A 26,804-nucleotide genomic window follows, 5' to 3' on the forward strand; every position below is an offset into this window, starting at 1 on the left:
ATGACGGAAACCGACAGCAAACCGGAGCGCTACGTCCGTCCGCCGAGCGCGGAGTCCTTGGGCGAAGCGCCGGGCAGGGGACGCCTGAAGGGGCGCCGCATCCTGATCGTCGGCGGCGGCCAGCGCGTGTTCGACGCCGCCACCGATCCGATCGGCAACGGCCGCGCCATGAGCATTCTATGCGCACGCGAGGGCGCGAAGGTCGCGGTCGCCGACCTCAACCACACGTCCGCGCAGCAGACCGTCAAGCACATCACCGACGAAGGCGGCGAGGGCTTTGCCATCACGGCCGACGTCACGTCGGAAGCCGACGTCCGGCGCATGATCGACGAAGCCCATCGCACCATGGGTGGCCTCGACGGCATGGTCCTGAACATCGGTACCTTCGGCAAGACCGGGCTCGATAATGTCAGCCCTGAGGAGTGGAACAGGATCTACGACGTCAACGTCCGCGGCCCGATGCTGTGCTGCCGCGCGGCCCTGCCGAAGTTCGACAATGGCGGCGCCATCGTCTTCATCTCCTCGATCGCCGCGCTGAAGGCGGGCTCGCAGATGGCGGTGTACGACTCGTCGAAAGCTGCGCTCGGCGGCCTGATGCGCAACATCGCCCATCTCGGATCGCGCCGCGGCATCCGCGCCAACCTCGTCTATCCCGGTCTCGTCGACACCCCCAACGGCCGCGAAGCCGGCGCCGGCCGTCCCAACCGCGGCAAGGGCCACGTCCCCTTCGGCCGCCAGGCCACCGCGTGGGAGATCGCCTATGCCGTGCTGTTCTTCCTGTCGGACGAAAGCGTCTACGTCACCGCACAGACGCTCGCGGTGGATAGCGGTTTGAGCGGAATGTAAGACGAAAGCGCAATCTGGCACCGCGGCATTCGACGCCCTCGGCGAAGCAGAAGACTCTCATCACTGCGACGACCCGCAATCGTCGTCGGGGTCTGCTATGCGTTCATCTGCTCGAGTGCTTTCAGGAGATCCTCGCATGCCTTCTCGGCTTCAGCGAAGGTTTTGAAGGGGGAGCCGCCAAGTTTGACTGCGGACTTGTTCCCTTCGACCGGTCGCCATGAGGCAACCAGGCCCGGCTTTCCGTGAAGGCCAGGACCGGTGCGGTCTTCGTTGCTGATCACAAACGAAAATCCGCCGCTGCACGCCATCCAGATTTCAAGCTCATTCACCGGAGTATCGACGCGAGCAAAGAGCAGGGCCATATGACTCTCCAGAGTTTTGCTTCGCGAGAGTTTTGCTCCGCGGGTGCAAGTCGTCAGTGCCTACCTGTGCGAATCCCGGACGGCCGCAACGCCCGGGGTCTCTGATCCCTCGGCTCTCCATGCCGCCAAGTCGCCCGGGAGCAGAACGGGATCGCTCTCAACATGCTTGTTGCGGCGAACTCCCAAGCCGATGAGCCCGCCGAATACAAACGCGGAACCTGCAATTATCAACCAGTGCGGCAAGTCCAACACGGGCATTGCAATTCTCCCACTGAAAGGAGGGCGTTACGCAATTGCCTGCCGAAGCGTGAGCCGATTACCGTTATTCAAGTGTATGGACTATTCCCGTACTCCAAGCGCCGTGCAAGGCACCCAAAAGGGGTAGCTTCTCGACCTAAATTGCCGCCAACGAAGGCAACGGGAAGCAGCCGCTCCGTTGGTCGGCGCCCGCTCCCATCCGTACCGCCATCACGAGATACAGATTGCGCGTCATGGCCATATCGCCTAATGATGTTGTACAAATGACCAAATAAGATGGTCGCGCGTTAAAGTCGCGATCGTGGAGCGCCGCCCGTGTGCGGGGGCAGCCGGGTTGAGGGGGATATCGCAGCATGCCGCAGGCAGATGGTTTTGCTTTGGCTGGCGTGATCGGCATGCCGGTCGCGCATTCGCGCTCGCCGGTCATTCATAATTACTGGCTGCAGGCCCATGGCATCCGCGGCGCCTATGTGCCGCTCGCGGTTGAGCCGGAGCGGCTCGACGATGCGCTTTCCGGGCTCGTCGCGCTCGGGTTCCGCGGCTGCAACGTCACCATGCCGCACAAGCAGACCGCGATGCCGAAGCTCGACCGCGTCAACGAGACGGCGAAGCGCATCGGCGCCGTCAACACCATCGTCGTCGAGCAAGACGGCACGCTCTCCGGCTTCAACAATGACGGCAACGGCTTTGTACAAAGCCTGCGCGATGCGAAGCCCGGCTGGCGCGGCGAGGCCGGGCCGATCCTGCTGCTGGGCGCCGGTGGCGCCTCGCGCGCCGTGGTCGTGGCGCTGCTGGAGAACGGCGCGCGCGAGATCCGCATCGCCAATCGCACGCCGGAAAAGGCGCAGGCCATCGCGACCGAATTCGGCTCCGCCATCAGCACCGTAGCGTGGGACGCTCGCGGCGCCGCGCTCGCCGACGTCGCCCTGCTCGTCAATTGCACCGACCGCGGCATGGTCGGTAAGGGCGCGCTCGAGATCGACCTGTCGCGCCTGAGGCCCGAGACGCTCGCCGCCGACCTCATCTACACGCCGCTCGAAACGCCGTTCCTGGCTGAAGCTCGTGCGCGGGGCTGCACCACGGTGAATGGGCTTGGCCTGTTGCTCAACCAGGCCCGGCTCGCCTTCAAGGCCTGGTTCGGCGTCATGCCCGACGTGACGCCCGAGCTGATCAAAGCCATCGAGGCGACGTTCTGAACCGCGTGCCGGGGAGTTTTGCGCCATGACACTGCCGGCGTCTCCCAGGATCGACTGCCACATCCATGCCATCGATCCCGCCCGCTTTCCTTACCGGGCTGACACGCCATACCGTCCGAGCGGGCAGGAGATCGCGCCCGCGGCGCAGCTCATCCGCGTCTTCGACGCCTTCGACGTCAGGCACGCGCTCGTGGTCGCCACCAACACCGGTTACGGCAGCGACAGCCGCATCCTGCTCGACACCTTGAGTCAGGGCGGCGGCCGCTTCAAAGGCGTCGCCGTGGTCGAGAACGACGTCGACATCAAAGAGCTGGAGCGTTTGAAAGCCGCAGGCATCGTCGGCGTCGCCTTCAACGTACCATTCCATGGCGCCGATTATTATCGCAACACGGCGCCGCTGCTGGAGAAGCTGACCAGCCTCGGCCTGTTCCTCCAGATCCAGGTCGAGCAGGACCAGTTGCTCGACCTGCTGCCGCTCATTGAAAAATCAGATGTGCGTCTGGTGTTCGACCATTGCGGGCGGCCGTCGGTCGCGCAGGGCTTGAGGGGCAAAGCATTCCAGGCGCTGCTGGCGATCGGCCGCGAGCGCGACGCGCACATCAAGCTGTCCGGCTACTACAAATTCTCGCAGCAGCCGCATCCTTATGAGGACACCTGGCCGTTCATCGCGGCCCTCGTCGAGGCCTTCACGCTCGATCGCTGCGTTTGGGGATCAGACTATCCATTCCTGCGCGCGCCTGAACGGCTCGATTACGGGCCGCTGCTCGCGGTGCTGACAAAGCTGTTTCCGGACGCGGGCGATCAGCATCGCCTGCTGTGGCGAACGCCGGCAAGGCTGCTCGATTTCGACGACACGACAGATCGATCATAAAAAGAAAGCAAAGGGGAGGAGGACATCATGAGGCATCTTGCAGGGGCATTCGGCATCGCGCTCGCGGCATCGCTGTTATCAGGTGCAGCCGCCGCGCAGGGTACGGTCTACATCCCCGATGTCATCGAGCTCTCCGGCCCCGGCGCGGTGTCCGGCACCAACTGGCGCGACGGCGTCGCGCTCGCGGTCGACGAGATCAACGCCGCCGGCGGCATTCTGGGCCGAAAAATCCAGACCGAGCATCTCGACACCCAGAGCAACCCCGGCATCTCGCGCGCACAGGTGCAGAAGGTCCTGGACAAGGATCCCTATGTCGTGCTCGGGCCGATCTATTCCGGCTCGGTCAAGGTCAACATGGCGCTGACGCAAGCGGCCGAGATCCCGCAGATCGTCGGCGCCGAGGCCGCCGATATCACCACGCAGGGCAACCCATGGGTGTTCCGCACCGCCTTCGGCCAGCAATTCTCGATGCCGAAGATCGCCAACTACCTGCACGACAAGCTCAAGGTGAAGACTGTTGCGGTTCTCTGGGTCAACAATGATTTCGGCAAGGGCGGCCACGACAATTTTGTGAAGGAGATGAAGTCGCGCAACATCGAGGTTGCGGCCGACATCTCCACCGAGCAGGGCCAGGTCGATTTCGGCTCCGATGTCATCAAGCTGAAGGGCGCCAAGGCCGACGCGATCTTCGTCTATACCAACGAGGAGGAGAGCGCGCGCTTCCTGATCGAGGCCAAGCGGCAGGGCCTGACGACGCCGCTGTTTGGGGAGACCACGCTGCTCAGCCAGAAGGTGGTCGAGCTCGCCGGCCCCGCCGCCAATGGCGTGCGCGGCCATGTCGGCCTTTCCGCCGATGCACCGGTGCCGGCGATCGAGGATTTTGCGGCGAAATTCACGGCGCGCTTCAAGTACCGGCCCGATCACAACGGCATCAAGGGCTACACCGCGGTCTATCTCGTCAAATACGTCACCGAAAAGATCGGCAAGTTCGACAGCAAGGCGTTTGGCGCGGCGATGAAGGGCCTGACCCTGAGGCCGGATAAGGCCCCCGGCATGCTGATGGAGGCGAGCTGGGACCAGAACGGCGACATCGACCGCGCCAGTTTCCTCGCCGAGATCGTCGACGGCAAGCAGAAGATCGTCGAGACATTGCCGAAGCTGAAGGTCGGCAAGGGGGAGTGAGGACGTCCGCCTGCTCCGTAACTCCGCCCTCAGAGTTCGTCGAGCGCGGCCCATTGCGGGACGTGTGCGGCGAGCTTGTCGAGCAGGCGCTCGAATTCGCTGCGCTCGGAGCGGGTGAGGCAGGCCAGCATCGCGCGCTCCCGCTCGCGTAGGGCCGGGATGTATTTTGCGTAGAGCGCACGGCCGGCCGCCGTCATGAACAATTGCTGGCGGCGGCTGTCGGTCTTGTCGGCGGCGCGCCGTATCAGCTTCTTCTTCTCCAGCGCGATGATGCCGCGACTGATATTGGCCTTGAGATGGCCCGAGAATTCGCAGATCTCGCTCGCCGTCACGCCCTCGCGGAAATTCAGGAAGATCAGGGTCACGATCTCCGGTCGGGTCAGGCCAAGCTCCATCTCGATCCGCCGGAACGACGGCTCGCGATAGAAGTTCAGCACGTAGCCCATCCTGTAGGCGATCTGCAGCTCGGTGCCGCCGATCACCGTGGAGAGCGGCTCGGGCACGGTCGGATCTGCCTTGCCTGCGCGGTGGGTCGATTTTCGAGATGGTCTCATATGAGACTTTCTGGTTGCTTTCCGGTTCGGCATGATCTTAACATCGCCGCGCGGCCCGCAAGAACGGCCGTCGTCGATAGTTGTGGAGGATCGGATGGAGGTGACGCCGGCCGGGGCGAGAGCGGTGGACCCGTCGTGCGAGCGCGAGGTTCGTTGCTTCTATGCGGGCACGCCGGCGCATCCGGTCTATGTCGATCATTTGCAATCGCCGCGCGCGGCCACGGGCAGGGCGCCCGTCGTCATGGTCCACGGCGCCGGCCACACCGGGACCTGCTATCTGGCCACGCCGGACGGTCGGCCGGGCTGGGCACAGCGGTTCGCGGCGGCGGGCCGCGACGTGTTCGTGCCGGACTGGCCCGGCCACGGCCGTTCGCCGCAGCCGGCGGACTTCCCGCGGCTCGGAACGGAGGACGTCGCGACCTCGCTGCTGGCGCTGATCGAGCAGATCGGCCCTTCGGTGCTGCTGGTGCATTCGGCGAGCGGGCCGATGGCATGGTGGATGGCGGAGCGGCGTCCCGATCTCGTTCGTGCCGTGGTCGGCATTGCGCCGGGCCCGCCAGCCAACCTGCTGCGTGATCTGCCCGACGATCCCTCGGCGATCCTCGCTTTGCGGGATGACGCTGGCGCGGGTCATCCCGTCTATTCTGACGAGACCAGGCCCGTGCGGCTGACGGCGGAGTTTGCCGCGGCCTATTGGGCCAACGGGCCGCGCTTTCCGCAGCACGCGTTCGACAATTACTGCCGCTCGTTCGCGCCGGAGAGCGCGCGAATCCTCAACGAACGCTTCAACATCGGCGGACGCGGGCTCAGGATCGATGATCCCGAGCGTCTGCGTGACAGGCCGATCATGATCGTGACCGGAGATCACGACCCGCGCCACCCGAGCGAGATCGATGCGGCGACGGCCGCCTATCTCGGCGCGGAGTTCGCCTGGCTTCCGGAGCGCGGCATAGAGGGCAACGGACACATGATGATGGTCGAGGACAACAGCGACGATCTTGCCGCCATGATCCTGGCTTGGCTCGACGCCGTCAAAAGCTGAGATCTCGCATCGAAAGGGACGACAGATGAAATGGATTGCGCGCGCTCTGATATTGTTTGCGCTTCCCGTCGCAGCACAGGCGCAAGTCAGCGGCGACGTCGTCAAGCTCGGTGTGCTGACCGACATGGCCGGCGTGACCGCCGACATCACCGGCAAGGGCTCGCTGGCCGCTGCGGAAATGGCGGCGGATGAAATCGGCGGCAAGGTCCTCGGCAAGCCGATCCAGATCATCTCGGCCGATCACCAGCACAAGGCCGATGTCGGCACCGCGATCGCCCGCCGCTGGCTCGATGTCGAGGATGTCGATGCGATCGTCGATGTGCCGAATTCAGGCGTTGCGCTTGCGGTCCAGGGTCTTGCCCGCGAGAAGAAGCGAATCGTCCTCTATTCCGGTCCCGGCACGACCGCGCTCACCAACGAGCAATGCTCGCCCTACGGCTTCCATTGGACGTATGACACTTACGCCGTCTCCCGCGGCACTGCGTCCGCGGTGGTCAAGGCCGGCGGCAGCACCTGGTTCATCCTCGCTTCGGACTATGCCTTCGGCCATCAGCTCCAGCAGGATGCCACCAGCGTCATCACCGCTGCGGGCGGCAAGGTGCTGGGCGCCGCCCGCCATCCGCTCAACACGCCGGACTTCTCCTCCTTCCTGTTGAGTGCGCAGGCCTCGGGCGCCAAGGTGATCGGTCTCGCCAATGCCGGCAACGACACCGTCAACGCGATGCGGCAGGCCGGCGAGTTCGGCCTCGTGCAGGGCGGCCAGAGTCTCGCCGCGCTGATCCTGTTCCTCCAGGACGTGCACGCGCTCGGCCTCAGGGATGCGCAAGGCACCTACCTGACCACCGCGTCCTATTGGGACATGAACGAGGCGACGCGCGCCTGGTCGAAGGCGTTCTTTGCGAAGACCGGCATGATGCCGTCGATGCTGCATGCCGGCGTCTATGGCGCGGTGCGCCACTATCTCAAAGCCGTCGCCAGCGCCGGCACCGACGATGCCGACAAGGTCGCGGCTGCCATGAAAGCACTTCCCGTCGAGGACGTCTTCTCGGAAGACGCCCGCGTCCGCGAGGACGGGCGCGTGACCCGCACCATGTATCTGGTCCGCGTCAAGAAGCCGTCGGAGTCGAAATACCCCTGGGACTATTTCGAGATCGTGCGCAAAATTCCACCCGAAGAGACAGTCTGGCCGCTTGCGGAAAGCAAATGTCCGCTGGTCAAGGCCTCCAGCCGCTGAATCAGGCGGCGGCCGGGCGAGTTGCCACTCGACGCCAGGGCATGGAGGAGTGAGGGCGACGAGGGCAGGCGCAAGCCCCGCACCATCGTGCGATGGGATCAAACTGCCGGGCAATTTTTGCAGCGTCGCGCGACGTTGAAGCGATATCGGTGAGCTCTAAAAGCGAAAGCCGATCAGAATCAACAATGCTCTCGCTGGCACGTAAATTGCTGAATGTTTCCGCGCAATGACCACAGGAATAAATCCGTGACCAGCGTCAGCTACACCGTCCCGCCGAACTGGACCGCAGGCTCCGACAAATCAGGCGCGAGCAAGAACAAGAATCCGAACGATCCGAACATGCTGACGACGGGCGCCTATGGCAGCGCGTTCGAGCTGATGCTCGACAGCCGCGCCAACGCCGACGGCACCACGACGGAGACGCTGAGCTACAAGAGCTACACCGGCCAGACCAACGGCAGCTTCTCCGCCACGGCCGAGTCGGGCACGGGAGCCGATCTCGGCAGTGCCTATCGGGCGCTGCTCGCGACGCTTCAGGTCAATGGCGAAATGGACGACAAGACCGCCGCGCAGCTCAACGACGCCATGGGCCAGCTCGATGCCAAATCCGAGGGCGGTACCAAGGATGCCGAAGTGTCCGGTGGCGCCATGCTGGTGCGGGCCGGCGGCCCGGTCTATTTCAACGGCATCTCGGCCTATCAGAACCAGTTCGTGGATTCGCTGGTCAACGAGCTGAGCACCCGGCTGAACCTCGACGCCAAGGCGTGAGAAGGCCGCTCGTCAAATCGGTTGGCAAAGCTGCTCCTTCCCGCGCATGATGGGCGGATGATATCGGCCCCCATGCGTTTTTCGGACGGCTCCAGGACATGAAAACCACGCTGCTCAAATCCGAGGACTATACCCGCTCGCCCTGGAAGAACGGCGGCGGCATCTTCACCGACATCGCTGATGCGCATCGTGCGGGCAGCCCGGTGAAGGACTGGGACAGCCTGCTCTGGCGCTTTGCCTCGACGCCGATCGTGGCGCCCGGTCCATTCTCCTATATGCCCGGCATCGACCGGCTCCAGATGGTGGTCGGAGGGCGCGGGCTGGTCCTGAAGTCGCCCGCGCAGGACTTCGACGAGCGTGAACCTTTTACGACCGTGCGCTTCACCGGCGAGCTCGAGATCGTGACCGAGCTCGAGGAAGGTCCGGTCGAGGTCGTCAATCTGATGGCGCGGCGCGGCGCCGCGGAGATCGAGCTCGCGGCGCTCAGGGAGCCCGGCGAGCGGCAGCTCCCCGCCGGCACGCATCTCGTCTACGCGGCGCGCGGTGATTGCCGCATCCGTCTCGGGGCCGAGGATTTTGCGATTTCGCACGAAAACACGCTGAAGGTCGAGCTGACCGCGGTCTCGAATCTCGCGCTGGTTTCGGGGCTGGCGGTGCTGGGATCGATCCGGCTTACCGGCTAGGCGACGGCACCCGATATTCCTGCGCGCAATCCGTGCAATTGGCCAGGTTGACGCCGCCGCGCCGGAGCACGATATCTGCCCTCATGCAGACCGCCGAAGGGCAGATATGAACACGCCAGACAAGAAACTCCCCACGCTGTCCGACGGCGTCGTCGATTGGTTGACCAACGGCACCAGCGACGAGCGCTTTATCGACAACATCTTTGCCGAGATGTGCATCCGCCTCCAGCAAGCGGGCATTCCGATCAAGCGGTCGACGATGCACGTCCGGATCCAGCATCCGCAATGGCTCGGCGCCGCCTTCATGTGGACGGATGGCATGCGCGAGGCGAAGGTCACGCGGGTCGACTTCGACGTGCTCGAGCGCTCCGAATTCATCGGCAGTCCTGTCAGCGAAATGCTGGACGGTGCGACCGAGCTGCGCGAGAACCTCGAAGGCGACCCGTCGCGCGGCCGCAAGCACGCGGTCTATGACGAGATGCGCGCGAAAGGCCTGACCGACTACGTCGCCTGGCCGCTGCATCACACCCTCGGCAAGCGCCATCTCGTCACCTTTGCGACCGATCGCCCCGGCGGCTTCGACGACGCGCATGTTGCTGCGCTGAAGAACGTGCTGCCCGTGCTGGCGCTGGTCAGCGAGATCCGCATCAAGAACCGCCTGGCGCGAACGCTGCTCGAGACCTATGTCGGTTCCCATGCCGGCGAGCTCATCCTCGCCGGGGCCACGCGGCGCGGTACCGGCACGACGGTGCGTGCCGCGATCATGATCTGTGATCTCAGGGATTTCACGAAGATCTCCGACAACTGGCCGCGCGACGACGTCATCGATCTCCTCAACGACTATTTCGACGCGATGTCGGAGCCGATCGCGCGGCACGGCGGCGAGATCCTGAAATTCATCGGCGACGGCCTGCTCGCGATCTTCCCGCTCGGCGCGCCCAACGCCTGCGCGAACCTGCTGCATGCCGTGACCGAGGCCCGCCAGGCCATGGCCGCCCTGAACGAACGCAACAACGGCACGGGCCGCGCGCCGCTGAATTACGGCATCGGCGTCCATGTCGGCGACGTCATGTATGGCAATATCGGATCAACCAGCCGGCTCGACTTCACCGTGATCGGCCCCGCCGTCAACATGGCCTCCCGCCTCGAAGCCCTCACCAAGCAATTGGGACGAGCCGTGCTGCTGTCGCATGCGTTCGCCGAACTGGTGGAGAAGCAGTTCGAGCTGGAGCATGTCGGCAAGCACGAGGTGCGCGGCTTCAGCGATCCGATCGAGCTGTTTGCATTTCACGGCTGAAGGCGGGACGATCGCGGTCACGCAGCCTGCCCCATTCGCAGGACGCGATATTTGACAGCTACTGCTTTGCTCCGGTCCAGGTTCCGACGCATCCGTCGGATCGCCGGAATGTCCCAGTGCCGCTGCAACCCGAAAGCCGGCCGGACATGGTCCAGCTCAAGCCGCCGGCGGAATCTTGCAGCATGATTGACGCGGTTTATCCGGTGGTCTCGCCGCACGCGTCAAGCGCCCGGGAGTCCTGTTGCCAACGCAGGATTGTATGATTACGCTTTGCGCCGGGTCCGCTTCAGACGTTCCTTCGATCGGCCGCGCGTCCATGCCAAAATTCCTTCGCATTGGAATCCTTCAGTCGAACGTATCGGGATACACGTCGAAGGCGTGGTGTGTCAGGCGCGTCGGCTCGGCGGTTTTCCTGAAGTGGGGCGCCGTGGAGGTCCAGGGCGCCGGCGACGGGCGCAAGGTCTACTGGACCCGTTCGCCGCAGGAGAAGACGGTCCGTTGCGGCACGGCGCAGCGCGCCCAGGATTATGCCAAGGCCGCGATCGCGCGGCGCCGCAACCATCGCTATGAGCCGCTGGCCGGCGCGATCGCGCTCCGGCGCGGGTCCGCCGAGCGCAGCACCGATCTCAAGCAGGCCCTCGCCACCATCCTGATCGTCGATATCGTCGGCTCCACCGCGAAGGCCGCCAAGCTCGGCGATGCGCGCTGGACCAAGGTCATGGGCCATTACTACGCCGCCGTGCGCAAGGAGCTGAAGTCTTCGCGCGGCAAGGAAGTCGTGACGACGGGCGACGGCGTGCTCGCGACGTTCAAGGCGCCGGCGGCCGGCATCAGTTGCGCGACCGCGATCCAGAAGGCCGTGCGCACGCTGGGGCTCGAGATCAGGGTCGGCCTGCATGCCGGCGAATACACGGTGAGCGGCGGCGAGATGGTTGGTCTCGCCTTCCACATCGGCACCCGCGTCGCCGCCAAGGCGCGCGCCGGCGAAGTTTTGGTGTCGAGCGCGGTCAAGGACCTGATGAAGACGCAGTCCCAGATTCGCTTTAGGGATCACGGCAGTCATCAGCTCAAGGGCGTGCCGGAGCGGTGGCGGCTGTGGCGGGTGGAGGGATAATGGAGTGCGGAGAGGGGACCGGTGCGCGGCCCCATGCACTCAACGCAACGCCACAAGAGTGCCCGCGCGTGTGTTGTCACCGTCCCTCGTAAACGGGTGGACGCTGTTGTGCCTGGGCATCGCGGCCTTCCCGGAAATCCCTGGTCGTGAACAGCGCACGATACTGGTCGTCGAGTCTCGCCAGCGCCGTCTGTGAATCTTCGAGCGCCATATGGGAGGAGGCCAGGGACGTCTTGATGCCGAGAGGGCCGCATGCGGCGATGTTGTTGGCGATCTCGACGGCCTTCGCGAGAGCCGCATCCCGGTTCGGGGCCACTTCCTGAACCGTTCCCATTCGGAGGGCTTCCTTCGCACCCCAATGATCGCCGGTCAGGATGAACCGCATGGCATTTCCCCATCCGGCTTCTCTGGGGAAACGAACCGTAGCGCCGCCTCCGGGAAAGCGGCCGTGCGTGTTCTCATCTTGACCGAACTCCGTGTCTTCCGACGCGACGCGTATGTCCGCGACAAGGAAGAGCTCGTGCGCCATATTCCAGGTGTCGCCATGCACCGCGACGACCAGAGGCTTCGTGAGCGCTGGCTTGGTCCGCCCCAGAGGGTCGATGAAGCCGGGTCCATCCATCATCTTTTTTCCAGACTGAGCGAACGCTTTGAAGGCGTCGACATCGACACCTCTGGAGAAGCAGTCGCCATGGCCGAATAGAACCGCGGCACGGAGCGAGGGATCCCGATCGTACGCGTCATATGCGCTCGCCAAGCCTTCAGTCGCCTCCGGATCCAGCCGGTTGTGGATGTAAGGCCGATTGATGCCAATCAGTACGATCTGGCCTTTGCGCTCGATGGTGATCTTCGTCTCCTGATCGTGCGGAATGTCCGCCATGAGCGTGGACTGCGCGGTCTCGTCGATTGGTGATGTCATCGATTTTCATCTTCCGATTTTGGGTGCGCAACGCGACCGGTCCGAAAACGACGCCCAGCGTAGCAGCGAGGCGTCGAGCGTATTTCGGGATGGGGCGTCCATTACGCAAACACACGATTGCCGCAATGCGCCCCATGCGGGCGCCCCCGAGTCGTGCGGATAGGTAATAGCTGGCGCCTTGTTGAAAGATATCTCTGCGCAGGACTCGTAAGTTGGCTGCACTGACGGCCATACGGCCGGTGCTGCTCGAGTCGCGGAGGGCAGTCAAATGCGGTGCACGCGATGCAACAGAAAAGGTGATCGGAAACATCGGACACGACGATAACAGGAGACGCCAATGCCAAACTGTTCCGAAGATATTCGCAGTCGAACCGGGCGCTGTGCCGTGTGCGACGGCAAGTTTGGTCTGGTCCGTTACTACTCTTGGCGAAAGCCCCTTTGCTCGAAAAAGTGCGTCGAGCGCTTCACGGCGCGCCGGCAGGGCGACCATGACTGGGTGGGCCGCTTCGCGATCGCTTTCAACATGGTTCCAGAGAACCGCGGGAGGACCCTATGACGATGCAGATGTCACGACGAGGACAGGAATATCTGGAGACGGCGCAGAGTCTGCTCCGCGCAGCTCGAACCATGACGGACGCCGCGGTCGCCGCTCGGCTCGAGATGCTTGCCAATGACTATCAGCGGCGCGCCGAGAAGGCTTCGAGCGTCGATGCGGCCAGAGCATCGGCGCGTCCGGCCGCCAGGACTGAGTACGAATGGTACCCTTGAAGCCGGGGTTGCGCGGCGAGTCCGCCAACCGCGCCACATCAGTCTCTCATCTCTTGCCAGCCTTGGAGCCGATATGGGCGAAGTTGTTCGATTAGTCACAAAGGCCGAGCGCGAGAGAGCTCGTCTGATCCGCGAAGCGCGCGCCAACTATGAAGCCGTCTTTCCGCCGGTTGATCCCGGCGGCGAGCAGCCTGTCAAACCGTACGCCGACCGCGCGGACAGCAATGCAAGCCCCAACAGGCCGAGGGGGCTCTCGTGAGATGATCAGGATCATTGCCGTGCTCTGCAGTCTCTCGTCTCCAACGGACTGCCACGAGCAGATCGTCACGACCTCGGACTTCGCCGACGTGACGATGCAGTCCTGTCTGATGGGGGCGCCGCAGCTCGCCGAATGGATGGCGCAGCATCCGGCCGAACGTCTCGCGGCGTGGCGCTGCACCATCGGCAAGCAGGAAGCTCGCAGGGGAGCGTAGGGCGCGAGGCATCGCGGATTACGGTGATGGGGGACTCAATTCATGAGCTTTCGAACCAGCGAAGGCGGCCGGCGGGACTCGAACCTGCAACCAGACCGTTATGAGCGATGGGATAATATCCCGTTCGTTGCGTTTCGTTCACGCCGTCTCCGGTGGGGAACTGGGGCAGTGCTCCGACACTGGCCAAATCGGCCCTTTCGCGATGGGCATTTTTCGCATTTCGGCAGAGGTTTGGAGCCCGATCTGATCTGCCTGCCCCAGGCATGTGCGGGACAATCGCGTGCGCTTAATGAGCGTTTAATGCTTTTGCGCAACAGATAGATCACCAGCGCGGAATTAGTCCTAGTTACGAGTGCGAGCCGAGCTCCCGAGGAGGAGAATCGGATGGGACTGCTTTTTGTTGGAGTGCTGGCAGGGGTCCTGATCGGCTTTGGCTGGTTCGCGCCTTCCCGAGGGTATTTCCTCGGCTGCGCGTCACCCCCCTGTTTCGACAGGGTTGCGGTCGCCCGACCCGCGCCGCCAATGCAGGCGGCGCCGGCGCCGGTTCCTGCGACCGTCAAATCGGATTCTGCAACTCCGGGGCGGTCCGACAAGAAATCGCCTCCGAAGAAGCGCGGATCGGCCGATCCCGCCAAAGCGGCGTCCCCACGGACGAAGATCAGCGTGCCGGCATCCGAACGGCCCGCGGACGCATCAGATCCTGTCCTGGACAAGGCGAGGGTCACCATCGCGGCGAAGATGGAGGATCCAGGATCGGCCGAATTCACCGAAATGAAGCGCACAACGCGAAAGAACATGCTTGGACGCCCCGTGGACACGATATGCGGGCGTGTGAAAGGACGAAGCGCATCGGGCGGCCAGACCGGAGAGAGACCATTTCTTTATCTTGTGAAGGAGGATGAAGCCTATGTCGTCGACGGCAAAACGTGGTCGGCGGCGTCGACGGCGTATCGAAACATCTGCAAATAGGGGATGCGTCGACTGCGTCAACGCGTGATGCGCGTCCAAATGATTTGAGCGGAAAGAATTTCCACCCAGGCGCCAGGTGATCCCGCAGCGGACACTGCCCTCATGGCGGCACTGCGCCGCTCTCGTGCTGCTGCATTCAGGATGAATGCGGCAGCAGGGGACGCAATACGGAATGGAAATATCGCGGAAGTTCTTTTCATATCGAGGACATCATGCACGACATAACCAACATCTCGAAACGGCTGAATGACTCGCTCCACTTGCCGGTTCTGGTGATCATCGAGCCGCTCCTGTTGCCTCGCACATGCATTCTGAACGTCCTCAGGCGGGAATTGGACGAACTTGAGATCCTTGACATGGCAACGGTCCAGGGCCTGGACTGCACGTCAACCCGCGATGTTCGTGTGGTGGTGCTGAGTATCGCGAACAAGTCCATCGGCGATCCCCTGGTTGAGGACGATCTTGCCTTCGTTGCGGAGTGTTGTCCCAACGCCGCAATTGTAGTCCTGTCGAACCATGACGACGAACCGACCGTGCAGGCCGCGATGCAGCGGGGCGTGCGCGGCTTTCTCTCCACCTCGCTGCCGATCGAGATCGTCATAGCTGGCTTGCGCCTTGTTCTTGTCGGCGGCGTCTACAGGCCATTGCCGGTCGGCGGGACGAACAGGATACCGGATTTCGAGCCGCCGGATGCGCGCGGGCTTGCGCCCGCATATCTTGTGAACGCGGGAGCCGGAGTGGCTATCGACAGGAGCGTGACCGATCTCACGCCTCGTGAGCAACAGGTTCTGGCGGAATTGGAGCTCGGCCTGCCCAACAAGTTGATCGCCGCCAAATTGAGCCTCTCGGAAAGCACGATCAAGATGCACATCCAGCATATCATGAGGAAATGTGCTGCGCACAATCGGACGGAAGCCGTCCTCCGCTGGCGCGGCCGGTTGCCCGCGCAGAGTCGCGATCACGACTCCGGCGCAGCACCAATGCTGGAAAACTAGTCCTCCCTGAAGGCACCACGGAAGCTGTCGAGCAGGGGCCTGAGCGCGTAGAGAGCCACGGTACCGCGCCCTGTCGTGATGAACACCTGAACCGGCATGCCGGGGACGATCTGGATGTCGTTTGCCGCGACCTGCGCGTCGTCGATCCGGATCCTGGTCGCGTAGTATGGCTGGTCGGTACGCTTGTCGAGAAGCCGGTCTGCGGAGACATGCACGACGGTTCCCTTCAGGCGGGGCACGCGACGCTGATTGTATGGCACGAGATGAACCTCGGCACTGAGGCCGGGATGAACCACGTCGATGTCCTCTGGCCTCAGGCGAGCGGACACGATGAGGCGGTCTTGCCGGGGCACCAGGTCCATGAGTGGAGCACCGGCTCCGATGACGCCGCCGGCTGTATGAATCCGCAAATCGGTTATCACGCCGTCCTCGGGCGCCTTCACCTCCGTTCGCGATAGCTGATCCCGGGCCGCAAGCAACCGCTCGCGGAGCTGGAATATCTGGCTCTGCGCTTCACGAAGCGACTGTGCGATCTCGTTCTGCCTCTCGCTCTCGAGCTTGAACAATGTGGCCTGCTGTTCGCTGATGACCTGCCCGGCGCGGGAAATCTGCGCGGCGATCTCGCCGCGGCGGCCTTCGACGTCGGCCAGCTCCCGCTGCAGGTTCAGAAGCCGCGGCCGCCGCTCGAGCCCCTTGGTGACGAGGGTCGCGACCATATCAAGTTCCTCCCGGACGATGTCGACCCGCTGTCCGGTGGCGTTCTCCTGCGCCTTGAGACCTTCGATCTCCTTCTCGACCTGACGCCTTCGTTCGCGAATGACCGCAAGCTGCGACTCGTGAACCTGCAGGCGTGCCTGAAAAATGAACTCCTGCGCCGACACCGCAGCGGCGGCCACCCCGCTCTGCTTGCTGTCCTGTTCCAGCGCCTCCGGAATTGCGATCCTCTCGAATCTCTGCTGCTCGGCCTGAAGCCGTGCGGCGCGGGCAGCTGCATCCCACAATTGGCCTTGAAGGCTTTGCATCTCCGAGCCGGCCCGGGTGTCGTCCAGCGCGATCAGCGTTTGGCCGCTTCGCACGGTATCGCCGTCCGAAACCAGGATCTTCCTGACGATACCGCCTTCCAGATGCTGAATCGTCTTGCGGCTCGATTCCGATTCCACGACACCGGACGCGATCGCGGCGCTCTCGAGAGGCGCGAGGCTCGCCCATGTACCAAGTCCCAGCATGAAGCCGAGCACCAGCAGATTGCCCGCGAGGGTGATGCCGCGAAGTCTGCCGCGCGGAGAGATCTGCGTCGGGGTCGAGCACCATGGAAATTCGAGAGGCTGGAAGTCGTCGATGGCGGTCACCACAATGCCGGATCGCCGGGCGAGCGGGGGGCTCGCCGGAGCTCGCATGAGCTGCTCCCAGATGATGGGAAGTCTCGAGACGGCGGGAAGCATCCGGATGGTGAGGGAGTTCCAGATCATGGCGCAACCTGCGACGTGACCTGGGGGCGGCTCAGGTGCCGTTCAAAGATGTCCTCGCTGTCGCCGAACGCGGCAACCGCACCGTCCTCCATGATGGCAATCTTGTCCGTGGCGGCGAGGAGACCCATCCTGTGAGTGACGACGACGAGGATGACGCCTGCGAGCTTCATGCGCTCGATGGCATCCAGGAGCATGCGCTCGCCGCCGTAGTCGAGGCTGGCGTTGGGTTCGTCGAGAACGATGAGGGGTGGACTGCCGAAGAAAGCGCGAGCGAGCCCGAGGCGCTGCCGATACCCGCGCGAGAAGTTTGTTTCGCTGTGAACCACCGTGTCGTAACCCAGCGGCAGGCGCATGATCGCCTCGTGAATTCCGACGAGCCTGGCCGCTTCGACCACCTTCCGCCGGTCGGCATCTTCGAGGCGTGCGATGATGTCGTTGATGGTGTCGCCGAGCAGGTTGATGTCCTGGGGGAGATAGCCGAGGCGGTCGCCGCTTCGGCCTTCGCGAAGCAGCGAGACGTCGGTATTGTCGAGGAGGACACGGCCATGCGTCGGCATCGACAGTCCGGCGATCACCTGGCCGAGCAAGGACTTGCCTGACCCGGACGGACCGATAATGCCAAGGCATTCGCCGGGCATGAGGCTGAACGAGACGCCGTTCAGCAGAAGATGGTCGGACCCCGCAAGCCTGACGCCGACATTGTCGACGACGAGGCCGCTTCGCGCCTGCGGCGGGACAACCGCCGTGCCCTGCTGCCGGGCGGCGGGGAATGCGGCGAGGAGCGCGCCGAGCCGCTGACAGGCGGTCAGGGCCGTCACGAGTGATTTCCAGCCCGCGACCGCACTTTCGACCGGCGCGAGCGCCCGGCCGAACATCAGCGTGGCAGCAAAGATGATGGCCGGACTCTTGCCGTGATCGAGCACGAGCCACGCGGCCGCCCCCATGATCAGGACCTGCGACAGTGCGCGAACCGGCTTTGCGGCCAGTGAGACGATCTCGCCTCGGCGGAGCGCCACATCGTGCTCTCGGCGCGCGTGCTGCGCGTCGCGGTGGATCATGCGCGCAGCGCTATCGAACATTCCCATGGCGCGGATCATGTGGATGTTGCCCGCGGCAGTCTGGAGACGACCGCCGCTTCTGGACAGGGCGAGGCTGGATCTGAGCAGGGCGTCTTCCGTGACCAGCTCTCCCGCAACCGTGAGCGCGAACAGGAAGGCGACGCAGCAGGCGCCCACCACGCCAAGCAGGGGATGGATCAGAAAGAGGACAAGGAGGAACAGGGGCGCCCAGAGCGCGTCGAACAGCAGGGTACATGCGCCGGACTCGACGAACTGGCGCAGCACGGTGAGATCCCGATACGCGCCCGTCGCTTGCGTCCAATCGCTGCGAAACGCCGATTCGAGGCCGGCCGAAAGCACGCAAGGACGAAGGCGATCGTCGAGCCAGGCGCCAAGGCGTCCGAGGACGGCGCGCCGCAAGGCGTCGAACACGCCGCCGACGACCACCGTGATCGCGACTATGAGCGTGAGCAGGAGCAAGGTGTCGCCGCTCCGGCTCGACAACACCCGGTCATAGATCTGAAGAAGATAGATGGATGGCGCAAACAGCAGCAGGTTGTAGCTGCAGCTATATGCGAATACGAGACCGAGCGGTCCCGCGCAGGACCGGAGGGCGGCGTGCAGTGGCGTCCGGACCTGCGGCAGGATGGGTAACCGAATGGGCGGCATCAGCATGATCGTCATCGCCCGAAATCGAGGTCCGGCGTGCTTGACCGATGGCCAACGCATTCTGGCAACGGCATTGGCGGGTCATGGCGTGAAATCCGGGACCGGCGGTAGTGGCCGCCAGTCCCGCCAGTCGGACGAGCTTGATCAGAGCGTGTCGAGGTGGAACGTGACCCCGCCGCCCCATGCGAAGTTGCCGTCGCCGCCATCGCCGCCGATCCCGCCCGCGGCTTCCTGGTGCTGATCCACCAAGACCTTGTTGATCTGGGTGGCATCCGTGTTGGCGTACACCTTGGAGGTATCGTAGCCGCTGTAGGATTTCTGGCTGCCGTTCGACTCGGCGTCTCCGCCATGGGCCTTGGAAAAATACGAGGCCTTGGCGTTTGCTCCGCCGGCATCCCAATCCGCCGTCTGCTTGACGTGATCGCCGGTGCTCACATGCACATCGGCGCCTACTGCCTTGTTGGTTGGATCGTAGTTGACTGTCGGCTTGCTGATGATGGCTCCCTTGAACGTGCCGTCGCCGCCATTGCCGGCACTTTGACCACCGGTGTTGATCGATTTGACGTCGATCGTATCCGAGATTTTGATTGCCTTTGGCATCATTTGAGGCCTCCGTCGTTCTGTTGATTGTCGTGCAACATCCTCCCGATCAGGCGGACGCGCGGGGCAAGTCTGATCCGCCGATGCGCGATGACATAGATGTCAAATCGGACACTAGCCGGTTTGAGGCCTACGTACGAAAGTACGAGATGTGTCGGGGGAGGGCGCTTCTGCGCCCGCCTTGCATGCGAAGAGTGGCGGCGGCGCGCGCCGCCATGCGATCGATCGTGCGGGGATGGTGCGGCGTTTCGCTATGCCACCAGGTGATGATCTGACAGGAGATGCGCGGCATCGCCACCCAGCGCGAGATTGCCGTCGCCGCCGTTCCCGCCAACTCCGGCGATCTGGACCGCACTCTGGTCGATGTGCACGTTGTTGACCTGATCGGCCACGGCCGTCGAATGGGGACCTGCGATGGCGATGTTGATGGGTGCATAGATCGCGACGCTGACATCGACCATGCTGCCGGCAAAATATCCGTTGCCGCCATTGCCTGCGCTGTTCGAGCCGGTCGCGATCGCGTCGGAGCCGCCCCACAGATGATGGGAGAGAAGGCTTGCATGGCCGCCCGCTGCGACGTTGTCGCTGCCGCCGTGGCCGCCAATGCCGGCGATCTGAACCGCGGATTGATCGATCGAGACAACATTTGTCTGGACCGCGTAAGCGCTGGAGCCATAGCCCGCGATTGCAATGTTGATCGGGTTGTACATGACGAACGAGGTATGGACGAGTTCGCCGCAAAACACGCCGTCGCCGCCATTGCCGGCCTGATTCCCGCCAGTGAGAACGTCCCAGACGTTCCCTCCGTGGCTTGATCCCCAGCTGGGGTCGAGCGTGATAACGCTGCCGCCGGCGGCCACATTGCCATGTCCGCCGCTTCCGCCGACGCCCGCGATCTGAACGGCCGATTGATCGATGTCGACCGTGTTCGATTGACCTGCATGCGCAGTGCCGCCCGCGCTCGCCAGCGCGATATTGATCGGATGATAGATCACCACGGGAGCGTCCACGATCGCACCCGAGAAATAGCCGCTGCCGCCGTTTCCGGCGCTGTTGTCGCCGCTCGCGATCATGCCGGAGCCTGAGGACGTGCTGACGCTCCCACCCGATGCCATGTTGTCATTGCCGCCATGGCCGCCGACGCCGGCCATCTGAAAAGCGGATTGGTCGACATTCACATCATTGGACTGGTTGGCCAGGGCGACCGAGCCGTATCCCAGGCTCACCGAGATGTTGATCGGTTCATAGATCAACAGGGAGGCGTGAATGATACCTCCATAGAAGTGGCCATCCCCGCCGTTCCCGGCCGCGTTCGCCCCACTCTCGACCGAGGCAATGCCCATCCCGGGATGGGATGGGCTGGCAGCAGGCGTCGTGGACGAAACATTCTGGTCCCCCGCAGCGTGGTTGTCGGCGTGGCTGCCCGTGTCGTTCCCCTGATGTCTGGATTGAACCGGGTCGGAGTCCTTGTGCTGGGTATTCGCGCTCGCTTGGTGCGCCCCAGGACTTGCAAGTTGATCTCCAAACAGGCCGGGACGGTGGACCGGGGCGCCACCGCCGACCGCGTCGGTCACGAACGGAGCACTCGGCGTGGGGCCCGGTTCGTCCTCGCCATCGTATCCATCGTGGTGACGAGAGGCGTGATGCAGCCGGATTCCATCCGACATCCGCGAAAAATCCATCGTAGCCTCCCTCATCGCAATCGCTTCGCGCGATCGGACGGGTTCTGCGCTCCGGACAGAATGTCATCCCGGGAAGGTCGAATGCCCAGTCGTCAGTTCGGATATGGCGCTTCGGGTGGCAGCCGTAACATCGGCTACATCCGTTTGGCTGCGGTTACAGCCTTTGCGTCAATCCCCCTTTGTCTGCGCGATCATCTCGCCTGCGGCCAAAATGAATCCTCGCCGTTGCCGGATTCAAGTCGCATTGCGACCCAAATCGCGGCCAAGGCTCGTGGCCGGCCAGGGGCGCAACACCGGGGGTTTCCATGTCCGGTCATTTGCGAATTTGTTTTGCCGCTTTTGCATGTCTTGCCGGTCTTTCGACGACGTCTGCGTCGTCGAACACATTTTCCGCATTCTTCAACGCCGATCCCGCGCCTGCCCCTGCCCCTGCGCCCGCGTCAGCGGAAGTTGGGTGCTTGTCACGGCCCGGCAAGTCGGCCGACGGCCAGCACTGGGTCTATCGCCTGGAAGGCCGGCGCAGATGCTGGTTCCAGGTCGCCGAAGGGGTCGGGAGGGCGAAGGAGTCGGTTCGCTATCGCGCCGCCAGACATCGCGCCGCCAAAGATCGTGTCGCCAAGGCCGAAGAGAACAGGCCCACCGCGCCCAGGCGGAAGGCGGTGGCGGATGCGCGCGCGGAGCTGCAGCGCTCCGCACCCGAGGATACGTCCCGGCCGGGCCCGTCCGCGCCCGTACAGGTGGTTGATGCCGGTCCCGTCCTTGCGACCGGGACCGCGACCCGCGTGTCGCCGGTCCCCCTCTCCAAAAACGATCGGCTCACGGCCAACGGGATCACGCCGCGCCAAATCGACGTCCAGATCGACGTGGAGGCACTCCTGGCTGCCACGCCGGCCGCCAGCGACGTGGTTGCCGCCTCAGCGACTCCGCTCGCCCTTTCCACCGCCGAGGCCGGCGATGGCGGGCAGGGCTGGACCTGGCTTGGCATGCTGCTGATGGCTTTCGGGCTTCTCTCCGTCTTGAGCGCGAGTCGAACCATTCGGTGGGCCGTGCTGACCCCAAGGCCGGCGCCATCGTAGGGCGCGAGATACTCATCCCGCCTCAGCCGACGGCGGAGCTCGACGCGCAGCGCAATGCGAACCTCTCGCGCAAAATCAACCAGCGATACCGTGAAGGCTAAGACGGAGACAATAAAAGGATCGCAACACCGCGCTGATGCACATTGCGCGTGAAACAGTGTCCTGTATGGGCGTGGCCGGAATTCGCCTATTTCAACGGCTCCACCTTCGCTGCCATATCCGGAGCGCGGCTGACCCTGTAGGTGGCGTTGCTGCATTTCAGCACCCAGACGGCATGATCGGCCTTGGAGCGCTTGGCATCTTTTGTGGCCTGGACTGCCTTCTCGCAGGCAAAGCCCTGCGTGCGGATCTGCGCAGCAAGCATCTCCTTCGGCACTTCTTCCGCGGCTTGGGCGACGGATACCGTCAGGTCGGCGTGAGGTGAACCTCCGATCGATGCCGCGAGGAGAACAGCGCCAGCAAGCAGATGAATAGGCGTAACGACGTTGCGATGCATCATAGGCCTCCGGCGCCGGATGATTGAAGAGTCTCGAATAACGCTGGAAGTCGCGAGAATAATCTGCCGATCGACAGCGGAGATCGTCTCCGACAGCCAGCCCCATCGCGTGATTTCGGAATTCCAAGAATGCAGGCCGCGCCGTAGCCGTGTAGCGGCACAGAACGAATAATGACCATGGCTGGCCCTCATTCTAAGATTGTGCTAGTGTGATGCTTGTGGAGGTAGTTGAAGCATCACCCTGCGATAAGACTACAAGCCCATCACGTTTAATTCCAGCGCGCGTTTTTGATCCTGCAGACGCCACGCGGCGTTAACTGCAACCGATATTGCACATCTCGATGCCCGACCTCTCGCCTGGAAGCGAGAGTGGCTGCGCCTTACGACGCGCGTCCGGCCTGCGGCTTATCCGCCCTGTTATTGAGAGATCGACGAAAGGAAGGCTTCGAGACGCAGGCATCAGCGTGCGACGTCGCGTTGCGCGCCCGGATCGCGGACAGCGCAGCGGTGGCTTGATTTAGGTCAACGAATGCGTCCCGCTGCCGGTCCATCCAGCATCGGGTGAGGGTTAGGCCAAGTTTCAGCCCGGACCGGTGACTGGCAACAGGGATGCGTCTTCGGAGCAGTCATGACCCTTGCCGATGCGAATTCGTCATCTGATCATGAACAGCTGCAGTCTGGCGACGGCGCCATGCTCTACGTTCCCGGCGGCACGTTTCGCATGGGGTCGGATCGACACTATCCCGAGGAAGCGCCCGTTCATCGCGTGACCGTCGATGGATTCTGGATGGACCGCGCGCCCGTGACCAACCGGCAATTCCGGCAGTTCGTTGAGGCAACCGGCCATGTCACGCTTGCCGAAACGGCGCCGGATCCAAAGGACTATCCGGGCGCGCTGCCGCATATGCTCAAGGCGGGTTCTCTCGCGTTTGTCGCGCCGAAACGGAGCGTCGATCTGTGCAATTGGGGCCAATGGTGGACGTTCAGGTTTGGCGCCAACTGGCGACGGCCTTACGGACCCGGCAGCTCGATCCGCGGACTGCACGAGCACCCGGTCGTGCATGTCGCCTTTCGGGATGCCCAGGCCTACGCCAACTGGGCGGGCAAGGAATTGCCGACCGAGGCCGAGTGGGAATTCGCCGCACGCGGCGGCCTTGACGGAGCCGAGTTCGCCTGGGGCGAGATGTTCGCACCCGGCGGGCGTCAGTTGGCCAATACCTGGCAGGGCGAGTTTCCGCACGAGAATCTGGCGACCGACGGGTATGCAGGCACATCGCCGGTGACGGCGTTTCCGCCGAACGGTTATGGCCTCCACGACATGATCGGCAATGTCTGGGAATGGACCACCGATTGGTACACGGCGAAGCACGAAGCCGATGCGCCAAAGGCCTGTTGCATCCCGGAGAATCCGCGCGGCGGCCGCGAAGAGCTGAGCTACGACCCGTGCACGCCCGGCATCAGGATTCCGCGCAAGGTGCTCAAGGGTGGATCGCATCTGTGCGCTCCCAATTATTGCCGCCGCTACCGGCCGGCGGCACGCCATGCCGAGCCGGTCGATACGTCGACCAGTCACGTTGGATTCCGCTGCATCAAACGGGAGAAACGTCATGAACGATGAACGGCGCAGTTGGCGACCGAGCCAAAAATTGCTGTTGGCCTCCGGTCTTGCAACATTGCTCGTTGCTTTGCCGGGTCTTCTCGCTGCGCCGGCGGCGGCGCAGCAGATCACCGGCACACCGGGTACGCCCAGCGCCACGATGACGCTCGATGGCAAGCAGCTTCCACCCGAACCTCCAAAGTTCGGCGGCGTGATCAAGGAGGAGGCCAAGGACTCAAAACCATACTGGCCGCCGTCCGTCGCGCCGCCCAAGGGTGCCCCGAACGTGTTGCTGATCATGACCGACGACCAGGGTTATGGCGTGTCCGGCACGTTCGGCGGTGTCGTTCCGACCCCGGCGATGGACCGCGTCGCCAAGGCCGGCCTGCGCTATACGCAGTTTCACTCGACGGCGCTCTGCTCGCCGACGCGGGCGGCGCTGATCACCGGCCGCAACCACCATTCGGTCGGGTATGGCGTGATCGGCGAAATGTCGACCGGCTATCCCGGCTACAACTCGGTCATTGGCCAGGAGAGTGCCACGATCGGGACCATCCTGCGGGACAACGGATTTGCCACCTCGTGGTTCGGCAAGAACCACAACACGCCGACCTATCTCTACAGCGCCGCAGGGCCATTCGACCAATGGCCGATCGGCATGGGATTCGAATATTTCTACGGCTTCATGGGCGGCGAGACCGACCAGTGGACACCCTATCTTTTCAAGAACACGACCCAGGTTTACCCATGGATCGGCAAGACCGGCTACAACCTCATCACCGACATGGCGGATGAGGCCATCAACTACATGAACGGGCTGAACGCGGCAGCGCCCGACAAGCCGTTCTTTGTCTATTACGTCCCTGGCGGCACCCATTCGCCGCACCAGCCGAAAAAGGAATGGATCGAGAAGTTCAAGGGCAAGTTCGACATGGGCTGGGAGAAGCTGCGCGAGCAGATCTTCGCCAACCAGAAGCGCCTCGGGGTCATCCCCGCGAACACGGCGCTCACGCCCTGGCCGGATACCCTGCCGAAGTGGGACTCGCTCTCGCTCATCCAGAAGAAGCTGTATGCGCGCGAAGCCGAAGTGTTTGCCGCCTACGCGGCCTACACCGACAATGAGATCGGCCGCGTCATCCAGGCGGTCGAGGACATGGGCAAGCTCGACAACACGCTGATCATCTACATCAGCGGCGACAACGGCACCAGCGCGGAAGGCACGCTCGAGGGCACGCCGAACCAGATGACCGCCTATAACGGCGTTCTGAAGCTGCCGGAAGTCGAGCTGATGCTGCACTACGAGAACTGGGGCTCCGACAAGACCTACCCGCATATGTCGGTGGCATGGTCATGGGCCTTCGATACCCCGTTCAAGTGGACCAAGCAGGTGGCGTCGCATTTCGGCGGCACCAGGCAGGGCATGGCTATCTCATGGCCCGGCCACATCAAGGACGTCGGCGGCATTCGATCCCAGTTCCATCACATCATCGATATCGTGCCGACGATCCTGGAAGCCACGGGCGTCGCGGCGCCCGCGACCGTGAACGGAATCGCACAGAAGCCCATCGAGGGCGTGAGCATGGCCTATACGTTCGACCAGTCGAACGCGAACGCGCCGTCAAAGCGCACCACGCAGTATTTCGAGATGTTCGCGAACCGCGGCATCTACCACGACGGTTGGTATGCATGCACCACGCCGCCCGCGCCGCCATGGCTGTTGGGAACGGCAAAGCTGCCTGACGTCACCAATTACAAATGGGAGCTTTACAATATCGTCGACGATTTCTCGCAAGCCAATGACCTCGCAGCCAGCAATCCCGACAAGCTGAAGGAGCTTCAGACGCTGTTCCTGGGCGAAGCGGACAAGTACCAGGTCTTGCCGCTGGATAATTCGGTCCTGCCGCGTCTGACGACGCCGCGTCCGAGTGCGACCGCGGGGCGAACCGAATTCACATACAAGGGCATCAATCCCGGCATCCCCGACGGCAACGCCCCCAACATCATGAACAAGGACTACAGGATAACCGCCGACATCACCGTCCCGCAGGGCGGGGCTGAGGGAATGATCGTGACGCTCGGCGGTCGCTTCAGCGGCTATGGCCTCTATCTGCTGAAGGGCAAGCCGGTCTTTGTCTACAACATGCTGGATTTGAAGCGATACCGCTGGGAATCGGGCGTGGGCGCGCGCGACTGGTTGGGCACTGCGCTCAAACCCGGCAAGCACAGCATCGCGTTCGATTTCAAGTATGACGGGCCCGGCTACGGCAAGGGCGGCACCGGCGTGCTGTCGGTCGACGGCAAGGAGGTTTCCCGCCAGTCGATCCCGCACTCGATCTCGTTCATCATGGCGATCGACGAGTCGTTTGACGTCGGCGTGGATACCCGCACCGGAGTGGATGACAGCTACAAGCTGCCGTTCCAGTTCACCGGCAAGATCGACAAGCTGACGTTCAAGCTTGGACCGACGCAGGTCTCGAGCGACGAGCAGCGGATCATCCAGCACGCCCGGATCAGGGCAAGCGACTAGTTCGAGCGCCATCGAGTCTGCGGACATTGAAGAATGTCCGCGGACTCATCCGCACCGATCAAGCTGCCGAATCCACCATCGAGCGGAGAGACAGCAGGG

The 26,804-nt window shown here is 63.5% G+C and carries 25 protein-coding genes; 17 read left to right on the top strand and 8 right to left on the bottom strand.

Annotated elements, in window-relative coordinates:
* On the top strand, positions 1 to 846 hold the full coding sequence (locus NLM25_RS09610) for an SDR family NAD(P)-dependent oxidoreductase (RefSeq protein ID WP_254136762.1): 846 nt from the start codon (positions 1 to 3) through the stop codon (positions 844 to 846).
* Between the two features lie 95 nt (positions 847 to 941).
* On the opposite strand, the gene NLM25_RS09615 is transcribed toward NLM25_RS09610, so the two are convergent.
* Positions 942 to 1,208, bottom strand: a complete 267-nt coding sequence (locus NLM25_RS09615; protein ID WP_254116623.1) for a hypothetical protein — start codon at positions 1,206 to 1,208, stop codon at positions 942 to 944.
* Between the two features lie 611 nt (positions 1,209 to 1,819).
* Between NLM25_RS09615 and NLM25_RS09620 the strand changes: the two genes are divergently transcribed.
* The 3 genes from NLM25_RS09620 to NLM25_RS09630 are packed head-to-tail and all read left to right on the top strand — an operon-like array spanning position 1,820 to position 4,715.
* Positions 1,820 to 2,662 (top strand): shikimate dehydrogenase, encoded by an 843-nt coding sequence (locus NLM25_RS09620; protein WP_254136763.1) that lies wholly within the window; start codon positions 1,820 to 1,822, stop codon positions 2,660 to 2,662.
* Positions 2,663 to 2,687: 25 nt separating this feature from the next.
* Positions 2,688 to 3,533 (top strand): amidohydrolase, encoded by an 846-nt coding sequence (locus NLM25_RS09625; RefSeq protein WP_254136764.1) that lies wholly within the window; start codon positions 2,688 to 2,690, stop codon positions 3,531 to 3,533.
* Positions 3,534 to 3,560: 27 nt separating this feature from the next.
* On the top strand, positions 3,561 to 4,715 hold the full coding sequence (locus NLM25_RS09630) for an ABC transporter substrate-binding protein (RefSeq protein WP_254136765.1): 1,155 nt from the start codon (positions 3,561 to 3,563) through the stop codon (positions 4,713 to 4,715).
* Between the two features lie 29 nt (positions 4,716 to 4,744).
* On the opposite strand, the gene NLM25_RS09635 is transcribed toward NLM25_RS09630, so the two are convergent.
* On the bottom strand, positions 4,745 to 5,269 hold the full coding sequence (locus tag NLM25_RS09635; RefSeq protein WP_254136766.1) for a MarR family winged helix-turn-helix transcriptional regulator: 525 nt from the start codon (positions 5,267 to 5,269) through the stop codon (positions 4,745 to 4,747).
* Between the two features lie 94 nt (positions 5,270 to 5,363).
* Here NLM25_RS09635 and NLM25_RS09640 point away from each other — a divergent pair, with 94 nt between their 5' ends.
* The 6 genes from NLM25_RS09640 (at position 5,364) to NLM25_RS09665 (ending at position 11,407) form a co-directional block, all read left to right on the top strand.
* Positions 5,364 to 6,311 carry an alpha/beta fold hydrolase gene (locus tag NLM25_RS09640; RefSeq protein WP_254136767.1) on the top strand — a complete coding sequence of 316 codons (948 nt, stop codon included), beginning with the start codon at positions 5,364 to 5,366 and terminating at the stop codon, positions 6,309 to 6,311.
* 25 nt (positions 6,312 to 6,336) lie between these two features.
* The gene (locus tag NLM25_RS09645) at positions 6,337 to 7,545 is read left to right on the top strand and encodes an ABC transporter substrate-binding protein (protein ID WP_254136768.1); all 1,209 of its coding nucleotides are present in this window, start codon (positions 6,337 to 6,339) and stop codon (positions 7,543 to 7,545) included.
* A gap of 246 nt (positions 7,546 to 7,791) precedes the next feature.
* Positions 7,792 to 8,313 (top strand): hypothetical protein, encoded by a 522-nt coding sequence (locus NLM25_RS09650; RefSeq protein ID WP_254136769.1) that lies wholly within the window; start codon positions 7,792 to 7,794, stop codon positions 8,311 to 8,313.
* 98 nt (positions 8,314 to 8,411) lie between these two features.
* Positions 8,412 to 8,996 (top strand): HutD family protein, encoded by a 585-nt coding sequence (locus NLM25_RS09655; RefSeq protein ID WP_254136770.1) that lies wholly within the window; start codon positions 8,412 to 8,414, stop codon positions 8,994 to 8,996.
* A gap of 106 nt (positions 8,997 to 9,102) precedes the next feature.
* The gene (locus NLM25_RS09660) at positions 9,103 to 10,293 is read left to right on the top strand and encodes an adenylate/guanylate cyclase domain-containing protein (RefSeq protein ID WP_254136771.1); all 1,191 of its coding nucleotides are present in this window, start codon (positions 9,103 to 9,105) and stop codon (positions 10,291 to 10,293) included.
* Positions 10,294 to 10,609: 316 nt separating this feature from the next.
* On the top strand, positions 10,610 to 11,407 hold the full coding sequence (locus NLM25_RS09665; RefSeq protein WP_254136772.1) for an adenylate/guanylate cyclase domain-containing protein: 798 nt from the start codon (positions 10,610 to 10,612) through the stop codon (positions 11,405 to 11,407).
* A gap of 76 nt (positions 11,408 to 11,483) precedes the next feature.
* On the opposite strand, the gene NLM25_RS09670 is transcribed toward NLM25_RS09665, so the two are convergent.
* Positions 11,484 to 12,326 (bottom strand): enoyl-CoA hydratase-related protein, encoded by an 843-nt coding sequence (locus NLM25_RS09670; protein WP_254136773.1) that lies wholly within the window; start codon positions 12,324 to 12,326, stop codon positions 11,484 to 11,486.
* Between the two features lie 552 nt (positions 12,327 to 12,878).
* Here NLM25_RS09670 and NLM25_RS09675 point away from each other — a divergent pair.
* From NLM25_RS09675 to NLM25_RS09695, 4 genes are all read left to right on the top strand, one after another.
* Positions 12,879 to 13,094, top strand: coding sequence for a hypothetical protein (locus NLM25_RS09675; RefSeq protein ID WP_254116635.1), 216 nt, complete (start codon positions 12,879 to 12,881; stop codon positions 13,092 to 13,094).
* A 260-nt stretch (positions 13,095 to 13,354) separates the two neighbouring features.
* The gene (locus NLM25_RS09685; protein WP_254116637.1) at positions 13,355 to 13,567 is read left to right on the top strand and encodes a hypothetical protein; all 213 of its coding nucleotides are present in this window, start codon (positions 13,355 to 13,357) and stop codon (positions 13,565 to 13,567) included.
* A 384-nt stretch (positions 13,568 to 13,951) separates the two neighbouring features.
* Positions 13,952 to 14,536, top strand: a complete 585-nt coding sequence (locus tag NLM25_RS09690) for a hypothetical protein (RefSeq protein ID WP_254136775.1) — start codon at positions 13,952 to 13,954, stop codon at positions 14,534 to 14,536.
* Positions 14,537 to 14,748: 212 nt separating this feature from the next.
* Positions 14,749 to 15,531: a response regulator transcription factor gene (locus NLM25_RS09695; protein ID WP_254116641.1), complete on the top strand. Its 783-nt coding sequence runs from the start codon at positions 14,749 to 14,751 to the stop codon at positions 15,529 to 15,531.
* On the opposite strand, the gene NLM25_RS09700 is transcribed toward NLM25_RS09695, so the two are convergent.
* The 4 genes from NLM25_RS09700 to NLM25_RS09715 all read right to left on the bottom strand — a co-directional run bounded on the left by NLM25_RS09700 (position 15,528) and on the right by NLM25_RS09715 (position 20,901).
* On the bottom strand, positions 15,528 to 16,769 hold the full coding sequence (locus NLM25_RS09700) for an HlyD family type I secretion periplasmic adaptor subunit (RefSeq protein WP_254136776.1): 1,242 nt from the start codon (positions 16,767 to 16,769) through the stop codon (positions 15,528 to 15,530). The genes NLM25_RS09695 and NLM25_RS09700 overlap by 4 nt on opposite strands.
* Before the next feature lie 227 nt (positions 16,770 to 16,996).
* Entirely contained in the window at positions 16,997 to 18,742 is a 1,746-nt protein-coding gene (locus NLM25_RS09705) for a type I secretion system permease/ATPase (protein WP_254136777.1), read from the bottom strand.
* Between the two features lie 129 nt (positions 18,743 to 18,871).
* A complete protein-coding gene (locus NLM25_RS09710; protein ID WP_254116646.1) occupies positions 18,872 to 19,330 on the bottom strand; it encodes a hypothetical protein in 459 nt (152 codons plus the stop codon).
* A 248-nt stretch (positions 19,331 to 19,578) separates the two neighbouring features.
* Positions 19,579 to 20,901, bottom strand: a complete 1,323-nt coding sequence (locus NLM25_RS09715; protein ID WP_254136778.1) for a hypothetical protein — start codon at positions 20,899 to 20,901, stop codon at positions 19,579 to 19,581.
* A gap of 566 nt (positions 20,902 to 21,467) precedes the next feature.
* Here NLM25_RS09715 and NLM25_RS09720 point away from each other — a divergent pair.
* The gene (locus NLM25_RS09720) at positions 21,468 to 22,085 is read left to right on the top strand and encodes a hypothetical protein (RefSeq protein ID WP_254136779.1); all 618 of its coding nucleotides are present in this window, start codon (positions 21,468 to 21,470) and stop codon (positions 22,083 to 22,085) included.
* Between the two features lie 187 nt (positions 22,086 to 22,272).
* Here NLM25_RS09720 and NLM25_RS09725 read toward each other — a convergent pair whose 3' ends face one another.
* Positions 22,273 to 22,584, bottom strand: coding sequence for a hypothetical protein (locus NLM25_RS09725; protein WP_254136780.1), 312 nt, complete (start codon positions 22,582 to 22,584; stop codon positions 22,273 to 22,275).
* Between the two features lie 625 nt (positions 22,585 to 23,209).
* Between NLM25_RS09725 and NLM25_RS09730 the strand changes: the two genes are divergently transcribed.
* Complete coding sequence (locus tag NLM25_RS09730) at positions 23,210 to 24,199, top strand: formylglycine-generating enzyme family protein (RefSeq protein ID WP_254136781.1); 990 nt, start codon at positions 23,210 to 23,212, stop codon at positions 24,197 to 24,199.
* On the top strand, positions 24,189 to 26,705 hold the full coding sequence (locus NLM25_RS09735; protein WP_254116655.1) for an arylsulfatase: 2,517 nt from the start codon (positions 24,189 to 24,191) through the stop codon (positions 26,703 to 26,705). Before NLM25_RS09730 ends, NLM25_RS09735 begins: the two co-directional genes overlap by 11 nt.
* Positions 26,706 to 26,804 lie beyond the last annotated feature (99 nt).

Source organism: Bradyrhizobium sp. CCGB01 (assembly GCF_024199795.1).
In the GTDB taxonomy this organism is placed as follows: Bacteria; Pseudomonadota; Alphaproteobacteria; order Rhizobiales; family Xanthobacteraceae; genus Bradyrhizobium.

Coding starts and splice junctions, on each gene's coding strand:
- NLM25_RS09610 (WP_254136762.1), top strand. CDS start 1: ATGACGGAAACCGACAGCAAACCGGAGCGCTACGTCCGTCCGCCGAGC.
- NLM25_RS09615 (WP_254116623.1), bottom strand. CDS start 1,208: ATGGCCCTGCTCTTTGCTCGCGTCGATACTCCGGTGAATGAGCTTGAA.
- NLM25_RS09620 (WP_254136763.1), top strand. CDS start 1,820: ATGCCGCAGGCAGATGGTTTTGCTTTGGCTGGCGTGATCGGCATGCCG.
- NLM25_RS09625 (WP_254136764.1), top strand. CDS start 2,688: ATGACACTGCCGGCGTCTCCCAGGATCGACTGCCACATCCATGCCATC.
- NLM25_RS09630 (WP_254136765.1), top strand. CDS start 3,561: ATGAGGCATCTTGCAGGGGCATTCGGCATCGCGCTCGCGGCATCGCTG.
- NLM25_RS09635 (WP_254136766.1), bottom strand. CDS start 5,269: ATGAGACCATCTCGAAAATCGACCCACCGCGCAGGCAAGGCAGATCCG.
- NLM25_RS09640 (WP_254136767.1), top strand. CDS start 5,364: ATGGAGGTGACGCCGGCCGGGGCGAGAGCGGTGGACCCGTCGTGCGAG.
- NLM25_RS09645 (WP_254136768.1), top strand. CDS start 6,337: ATGAAATGGATTGCGCGCGCTCTGATATTGTTTGCGCTTCCCGTCGCA.
- NLM25_RS09655 (WP_254136770.1), top strand. CDS start 8,412: ATGAAAACCACGCTGCTCAAATCCGAGGACTATACCCGCTCGCCCTGG.
- NLM25_RS09660 (WP_254136771.1), top strand. CDS start 9,103: ATGAACACGCCAGACAAGAAACTCCCCACGCTGTCCGACGGCGTCGTC.
- NLM25_RS09665 (WP_254136772.1), top strand. CDS start 10,610: ATGCCAAAATTCCTTCGCATTGGAATCCTTCAGTCGAACGTATCGGGA.
- NLM25_RS09670 (WP_254136773.1), bottom strand. CDS start 12,326: ATGACATCACCAATCGACGAGACCGCGCAGTCCACGCTCATGGCGGAC.
- NLM25_RS09675 (WP_254116635.1), top strand. CDS start 12,879: ATGACGATGCAGATGTCACGACGAGGACAGGAATATCTGGAGACGGCG.
- NLM25_RS09685 (WP_254116637.1), top strand. CDS start 13,355: ATGATCAGGATCATTGCCGTGCTCTGCAGTCTCTCGTCTCCAACGGAC.
- NLM25_RS09690 (WP_254136775.1), top strand. CDS start 13,952: ATGGGACTGCTTTTTGTTGGAGTGCTGGCAGGGGTCCTGATCGGCTTT.
- NLM25_RS09695 (WP_254116641.1), top strand. CDS start 14,749: ATGCACGACATAACCAACATCTCGAAACGGCTGAATGACTCGCTCCAC.
- NLM25_RS09705 (WP_254136777.1), bottom strand. CDS start 18,742: ATGACGATCATGCTGATGCCGCCCATTCGGTTACCCATCCTGCCGCAG.
- NLM25_RS09710 (WP_254116646.1), bottom strand. CDS start 19,330: ATGATGCCAAAGGCAATCAAAATCTCGGATACGATCGACGTCAAATCG.
- NLM25_RS09725 (WP_254136780.1), bottom strand. CDS start 22,584: ATGATGCATCGCAACGTCGTTACGCCTATTCATCTGCTTGCTGGCGCT.
- NLM25_RS09730 (WP_254136781.1), top strand. CDS start 23,210: ATGACCCTTGCCGATGCGAATTCGTCATCTGATCATGAACAGCTGCAG.
- NLM25_RS09735 (WP_254116655.1), top strand. CDS start 24,189: ATGAACGATGAACGGCGCAGTTGGCGACCGAGCCAAAAATTGCTGTTG.